The organism is Microcoleus sp. K4-B3 (assembly GCF_036704615.1).
Lineage (GTDB): Bacteria > Cyanobacteriota > Cyanobacteriia > Cyanobacteriales > Microcoleaceae > Microcoleus.
Genome location: NZ_JAUBSF010000203.1, coordinates 1 through 2,005 on the forward strand (window position 1 = coordinate 1; position 2,005 = coordinate 2,005).

Here is a 2,005-nt window from a genome sequence, read left to right on the forward strand (position 1 = left end):
TATCCTTGCTCTTCGCTGTGCTTATCTCAATGGTCAACTTTCAATTTGATGTATTTGCCAAAGTGAGATGCACCCAAGAAAAAAGAAAAAGGCATTAGAATTAGTGGACCTCCTTTAGGAAGACCTCCAGCAAATGTGAGTAAATCAAAAAAGAGGCAAGCGTTGGAAGATGAGAGGATTAGAAATGCAATTGAGGGCAAGTTCGGACAAGGCAAACGAAGATTCGGCCTGAATCGAGTGATGGCTAAACTTGATAATACATCTAGTACAGTTATTGCAATTACTTTTTTGGTAATGAATCTTTCTACCTGGTGGCGCCGGGTTTTTTGTGTGTTTTTATATCTATTTAGAAAAAGAACACCTGTTTTTAGGTTGGAGATAATCCCCAATTATTATTGGGGTAACTCGATACAGAAAAACTTATCTTTAACCGAGCTTTCAGATATCGATCGCACCTGTTCTTGGCTGGCGATCGATTATTCAGCAAGCCCTAAGTAGTCTTTTCGTGCTAGATTACGGTAGGTTCTTGGTTTTTTATCGCCTTTTTCTTTGATTTGTTTATACAGGATGTCTATGATTTTTTCTGTATGAACTCTGGCTCCGTTTAATAGTCCTAAGTCGGTCGGATAACTAATATCGGCTGGGGCGCAGGTTGCATCTATGATTAATTTTCCGCGATTGGGTGACTCATTTTTGGTGTCCGAATCCTTTTTTTTTTGACTGGCGTGATTTCTCGCATTTTTTCAACCATGCGTTCGTTCACTTTATTAATTAGGTTGGAACTAATTCGTTGCCGAAAGTGTACTAATAGAGATGGGTCAAATGCGAGTTCATTGCTGTAGCTTGATTGACCGATAAAGTATTGCAGATAGGGGTTTTCGCGGATCTGTTCTACTGTTTCACGATCGCGCGCTTCCTAATTTTTCTTTAATAATTAATGCCCCCAATGCCATCCGAAAGGATTTAGCTGGTGCACCATACGCTGTGGGGAAGTTGGCCGCATATTCTGATTCAAATTCATCCCACGGGATTATTTGGGCCATTCTTACCCAACGGTTATCTGCTGACAACCTTCCTCCGAAAGGCAGTTCAAACTCGGATGGGGGACTTGGGGCAAGCTCAGCTTTTTTGTACACGATCGCAGGTGGTGATGCACGGCTTTTGACGTATTCTACCTGTTTATCTTGCACTTTACTCTTGATCGCGCGATCTCTTAACCCAGACCACGTAACACGCGAGCGATATATTCAGCAAGCCCTACTTAGTAGTAGCCAAACAAAGACGGCCCACCCGCAACAAAAGAAGACAGGCAATTAAAAAACAACTTCAATATATCAAAAGAAACGCTTCTCATATAGAACAGCTAATTGATGCGGGTGCGCTCCTAGAAGGTCTGAATAAAAAGCAATATAAAACCAGGCTAGTCCTCACAGAAGTCGCTCGCCAACAACAGTGGTTATTTGACAACGATAAACAGAGCATTGAGGATAGAATAGTAAGTTTAAGTCAACCCCATATTCGTCCTATTGTCAGAGGAAAAGCCGGAAAAAGCGTAGAGAGGCGAGCCAAACTATCAGCCAGTTGTTTTGAAGGATATGTATTTTTAGACCGGATGAGCTGGGATAATTTTAACGAATCAGGGGACTTGAAAGCCCAAGTAGAAGCATATCATAGGTTCACAGGATATTATCCAGAGTCAGTTCATGCGGATCGAATTTATCGTACAAGAGATAACCGAGCGTGGTGTAAAGAAAAAGGTATTAGAATTAGTGGATTTCCTTTAGGAAGACCTCCAGCAAATGTGAGTAAATCAAAAAAGAGGCAAGCGTTGGAAGATGAGAGGATTAGAAATGCAATTGAGGGCAAGTTCGGACAAGGCAAACGAAGATTCGGCCTGAATCGAGTGATGGCTAAACTTGATAATACATCTATAGCGATCGCAAATGATTTGTAAATCATAAATAATGTATAATGAGGATGTAAATCTAAGTAGGAGTTGAGATGT

Annotated in this window: 3 pseudogenes; 2 read left to right on the forward strand and 1 reads right to left on the reverse strand. The window is 41.0% G+C overall.

Annotated elements, in window-relative coordinates:
* Positions 1 to 81 precede the first annotated feature (81 nt).
* Positions 82 to 498: pseudogene (locus QUA78_RS32345) on the forward strand (transposase); the annotation flags it as partial.
* Here QUA78_RS32345 and QUA78_RS32350 read toward each other — a convergent pair.
* A pseudogene (locus QUA78_RS32350) lies at positions 480 to 1,136 on the reverse strand (transposase); the annotation flags it as partial. The pseudogenes QUA78_RS32345 and QUA78_RS32350 sit on opposite strands and share 19 nt — an antisense overlap.
* Positions 1,137 to 1,252: 116 nt before the next feature.
* Between QUA78_RS32350 and QUA78_RS32355 the strand changes: the two are divergent.
* Positions 1,253 to 1,933, forward strand: a pseudogene (locus QUA78_RS32355) (transposase); the annotation flags it as partial.
* Positions 1,934 to 2,005: the final 72 nt, after the last annotated feature.